Source organism: Dokdonia pacifica (genome assembly GCF_900188275.1).
In the GTDB taxonomy this organism is placed as follows: Bacteria; Bacteroidota; Bacteroidia; order Flavobacteriales; family Flavobacteriaceae; genus Dokdonia; species Dokdonia pacifica.
Genome location: NZ_FZNY01000017.1, coordinates 1 through 5,935, shown reverse-complemented (window position 1 = coordinate 5,935; position 5,935 = coordinate 1). Strand labels below are relative to the sequence as shown.

At 35.2% G+C, this 5,935-nt stretch carries 1 protein-coding gene and 1 rRNA gene; both read right to left on the bottom strand.

Translation table 11 applies throughout. The features are described 5' to 3' along the window. On the bottom strand, positions 1–5,376 hold a 5,376-nt coding region (locus CHB80_RS24250; RefSeq protein WP_089374118.1), incomplete at its 3' end, for a choice-of-anchor D domain-containing protein. A gap of 467 nt (positions 5,377–5,843) precedes the next feature. After that, positions 5,844–5,935 (bottom strand): 5S ribosomal RNA (rrf, locus tag CHB80_RS24245); the annotation flags it as partial.

The following is a 5,935-nucleotide window of genomic DNA, read 5'->3' as shown; positions in this document are numbered from 1 at the left end:
GAAGTAAAGCGTTCCATCAAGGTGTGGATTATCATTGATAAAATCGTTTGCATCTAAAGCAGATGGGAATGGGTTTCCTACCATATAATCTCTATCTGCAATAGCTGGAACAATAATTTCTTCGGCATCGGTACTATTATTTGGTTTTCCAACAAATACATAGTTCTGAGGATCTGTAATAGCCCCAGAACCTGGCCCCTTCATCGTATATCCTTCACCTACACTTACGTTTCCTGTAGAACCAATAGGCTGAAACTGCTCTATTCCGTTTCCATATTTGAACATCCAAAATGAACTAATGGTAATAGGAGTAGTCGCAGCGCCATTCAATCCTCCAGTAAAGCTCATGTTTAATGGATTATTTGGATTGGTGCCATCTTTCATCATACTAGCTACGGTATAATTTGTATTAATTTGGGTACCATTGATTGTACTTACTGGGGCAGCCCAAATATTATATGAATACGTATCTGCGGTACCTTGTTGATCTTTTTCTAAAGAACCCGTACTTGTAGCATCCAAATCACTATTTTCAGTTTGAATTAATTGAGACTCACCTACAAGATCTAGCACACCGTCTAATTTCAGGTAGTGAGACACTTCAATCTTGCTGTCATTTTCTATAGATAGTTCATCGGTCTGAACATCTAATGCTAATACAGTATTGTTCTCTTGTGTAGTTACATTATGTGCTGTTTGTACAATATTCCAATCTACACGTACCGTATTGTCTACAATAGAAGTGGCATTAGGAATTTGGAATCCTGTTCCGTTTTCCCAAGTTGCTGGATTTGTCCAGTTCCCGTTGGCTTGAGAAACATAAGGAAGTGGTGCCGTTTGAAAGTCTACTGTTTTCAAATTCTTAATCGCAGCAACGACAGTATTATTAGATGCTCCTTTTACATTAGTAAAAGCGTAGGTAGTCATTGGAAAGTATCCATCAAGAGAATCCCATGGTATTGCATCAATATCATTTTTAGAAATTGTTGCAGGAATAATCTCTCCCATTACCATAAGGTTGGTGTTTTCAAGAATTTCCTGATTCATAATGAATCGAATTTGGTTTGCTGTTAGGGCAGCATCCCAAACCCTTACTTCATCAATTGTTCCTTCATAAAAATCTGCAGGAGTACTTCCTCGTCCTGCTGCTATTAAAAATTTCTCATTATTTGTAACAGGAGCTGTTAGAGGCGCTTGAACATCCAATACGCCATCTATATAAAGACTTGCCGAGCTTCCATCATAAGAAACAGCTATTTGATGCCATTCATTATTAGGTATTTGTGTACTAGACGTTATACTTTGCGTACTTCCATTCTTCCAAATCATACTTACTGTACGATCCGTATTAATCTTTAACTCATATCCTTCATTAAAAGCAGGATCATTCTTTGAAAGTACCGTATAGTCTTGACTAGAGTGTTTAATCCAAGTAGATATGGTAAAGTCTCCTTCAATATCTAAATAATCTTGAGCATCCATGTAGTCTGTTGTTCCATTAAATGTAATAGAACGATCAAACACATAATCTGGCGCATATCCAAATGTAATATACTTTGTTCCTTCAAAATCATATTCAGCTTCTACATTATCTCCATTTGGAAGCATAATGCGATATTCAGAACTAGGATTAAAAGTTGGTGTATCTGAAATAAACATAAAGAAACTACCTGGTGGATCAAGAGTAGCACTTAATGCTATTTCTGGAACAGAAACTTTCACTCTTCCTACAGTACCAGTTTCTACTACTTTCCATGAACGCTCTACAGACGTAATATCAACTACTGTATTTAAACCTGCAATACCATCACTTAAATCTACTATAATTGAGGCAGCAGCATTCAAACTTTTATTATCATTACCCCACATCAAGAAATTTTTATCTACAATAGTATTCGTATTATTAGCAATATTTTCATTATTAGTATTATATACCTCTGTAAGCCCCATCGTTACAATCGCGCCAGAATTTACTGAAATTGATTGTTTTTGATTCAATCCAGAAGTAATATCTCTACCTATACCTGCAATATCATAATTATATCCTGTATGAGCAGCAACATTCCATATTGTAGATCCATCTGAATCTATATAATTCTGATCTCCTAATCTTGTAATAGAAGTACTATTAGTATCGTGCAATGTAATACCGTATTTAATAGCTAAATACGATTGTATTTTTTCTTGATCGAATATTGTAAGAGGATTTGCATAACTAATTACCTCTGACATCTTTCCATTAAAGTGAGAGTCATAATTGGTTCCGCCAACTGTAATACGACCTACCCCTAATATATAACTAGAATTGGTAACATTAATATATGGCAAATCTTCAGATGGAGAACCAGTAGTTTTCCCTGTATAATTATCTATTCTAATTCCATTTTTATAAATCTCAGTTTGATCACCAGCATTATTCACTTTTACATTTAGAATGATGGGCTCATTATCATAACTATCGGTACTACTTGTATAAGCCCTACCGTAACTACCATCTCCAATATCTGAAGCAGAAGCACTTGTTGCTCCTACCATATGACTTACAATATTATCAACCCCACTAAACCTTAGTGACCCTGGATTGATCCACAGTCCAGTACCATCTTCAGAAAATTGATCTCTAGAAACTCTTCCAGCAATAACCCCCTTAATAGGGCTTGAGGAATTTACACTTCCGTCTGCCTGCATTACAATCCAATAATCTTGTGTATTAAATCCTCCTTTTCCTTTTAACTCTGAATCAATAACATCGTTAAAACTCACTACCGGATTGTAATTTATGTTTTCATTAATATCATCGTAATAAATAGGTTGTTGCCCACTATCCCCACGTGTTGCATTATTATCTAATGCTTGATCTTCCCAAGCGGCTAACTGACCTGCATTACTAGCTCCTCCAACACCTTCAGTTGTTTTCAACCAAAGTTTTAGGTTTGTATATACTCCCGCTGGACCTTCTATAGGATCATCTGACACTATAGGGTCACCCAGTACAAATACATTGTCAAAATTCACTCCATTATCATTTTGACTATTATCTGATGCGAAATGCACTCTAAAACGAGCTACAGGGTTATTCACTAATTCGACAGGCAAATCAACACTTGCCTGAATAAAATCAGATTTTGTAGCACTTACAATGTCAAAACTAAATCCTGCCCAACCATCGATACCATTACCAAGTGCATCTACATTATCTCCATTATACCAGTTATCCACTTGAGGATCTGCATAGGCACCTAAAACAAACCATGTTGCTCCTCCATCAGGAGAATATTCGATATTCATTCCGTCGTCACCCCCAGTATCTCCATCGGTATCATAACGGATATCAATTTTAAATGTTAAATTTTGATATCCTGAAAGATCAATAATAGGGCTTGTTACATATGTATCTGAGTTGGACGCATAGTCATCATAAGTATCTGTATACCAATAGTCACCTTCTGTTCCTACTTCGACAGCATTGGTACCATGTGTCCATATACTACCCCCACCAGGGTTCGAGGCTACCCAATTATCATCGCTAGTATCAAAATTGGCATAGTAAGGAGTTTCTAATGGATTTTCATTCTCGATAGCCGTTCCTGTAATCGTAAACGAATAATTTGGTTCATCACTATCATCACTTACTACAGTAACTGTGGCGGTATGCGTTCCTAAACCAAAAGGGTTATATTGTATCTGAAAAACCGTTGCAGCAGAGGCTGCAATTGAACTTGAAGGTTCTGTTTGTATGGAAAACTGTGAAGCATCTGTCCCTGTTATAGTTAAATAAGGTGGAGGACCAGATAAAGTTAGTGCTCCAGATCCAACATTATTTATAGTAAAAGCAACATTCTTTTTAGTTCCTAATGAGATTGTACCGTAATCTGTAGCATCTGAAACATCAGGAATCATATCCCCATTAACAATTTCAACAGCATTACCAGTAATTTCTATTTCAGGAACAAAAGTAACTACAGCTTCTCCTGTAATATCAAAAACGAAAGGATTTTCATCAGGATCATTATTAACAATTGAAACTGTTACTGTATGTACACCAACACTTACTGGAGTATAGGTTATTTGAAATTGTGTAGTTCCACCATTATTTGAAATTGTATTATTAGGTATTACAGAAATAGAAAATTGACTCGCATCTGCTCCTATTAGATTAACATAAGGAGAAGCGTTTGTTAGATCTAATCCTAACAATCCAGAATTTATGATAACAAAATCACTACTTACTGAAGTACCTAATGTAGTAAAACCAAAATCAGTACCATCAAATACTGAAGGTATGACATCTCCAGACATAATTGCATTTCCAAGTCCAGAGACATTTATTTCAGAAGAAGGAGCAACTCCTGTACCCATAATATCAAAAACATAAGGATTTTCATCACTATCATTACTAGCAATAGATATCGTTGCAAAACGATCTCCAATTGCAGATGGTGTAAATCCTATCGCAAAGGGTGTGCTTCCATTAACAGGTGCAATAGGTGTTGTAGGAATTGTTGCAATACTAAAGTCACCCGCATTTGTCCCTGTAATAGTTATATATGGGTTAGGATCCGTTAATAAGAGTTCTAATATTCCTGAATTTTCAATAAAAAATGTACTCGAATTAGAAAGACCTAGTGTAATATCTCCAAAATCAGTACCATCAGCAACAGTTGGAGTCACGTCGCCACTTACTATATCATTCCCTAAACCTGTAATATTAATTTCAGGATTAACAGGAGTAACGGTTACTTCCACATTATCTATAGCCATATCGCCAGAGAAACTACTACCTGTCGTTCCCACTATTCTAACATTAATTGTATTGCCTACGTATGCATTTAAATTAATAGAAGAAGTAATCCATGGAGCACTTCCTGAAGTTTGCTGTTGTCCAGAAATCACTTGTAATACGTTCCAATTAACACCACCATCATCACTAACTTCTACACTAATCTGACCAATTGCATTCCCATACATATGATAATCAAAATTAAACGTAGCACCACCCACTCCAGTAAAATCAAAACACGGACTTGTTAAAATTGCTGAAGCATTAAATCCCATCGCTCCTTGACCAGACGTAGAGGCCTCTGTAAATAAATAAAAATTACCATCACTAGCATCATCAGGCCCTGTATTATTAGAAGGAGTACCATTATTGTCTCTTGTCCAATCACCATCATCATCCGTATTCTGAGTAAAATCAAAGTTTCCAGTTTCAAAACTCTCTGTATAAGGAAAAGTATCTATAACCGTACCCGTACAAGCAAAAGAAATATTATTTTCTTCTCTTTCAATAGTAGCATGTATAGTAAATGGAAATAATAGAAAAAAAGTAAATAACCTAAGTAGGATAGTTATTCTTCGATAAGTAATAGTTTTCATTTTAGTGATTGTTGCTATAAAACAAAATATTATATACTTGTTTTATAATGATTTGGGAAACACAAATATAGAAAAGGTTTTTACTTATCAAAATTACGGGATAACCACAATCACTTCATCGATAATTTTGTGCATTTCATCGATAGTTTTAAGTCTCTAACAAAGAATTTACGATCGATGATTACCAAAATTTAATGTTATATTAATAATTTATCAAATATTTATAAATGATCTTTTAAATAAAATTGAAAGAATCCACTTACTTCTTAAGAATAATTCAAAGAAAACAAAACCGCTATTAATCAAAAAATAGTATTGATTATACATTATGATCTTATATAATTTCGCTTACGCTAAAGTGTATGTAGATTGTTTTGTTGTGGTATTTATGGAAGTGCTCATTTAGACAAGGTTTACTTGACTTTAGGGTATAAAAAAAGGTCTAACACAAATTGTATTAGACCTTAAAAAGGCGGCGACCTACTCTCCCACGATTGTAGTACCATCGGCGCTGGCGGGCTTAACTTCTCTGTTCGGAATGGGAAGAGGTGAGCCCCGT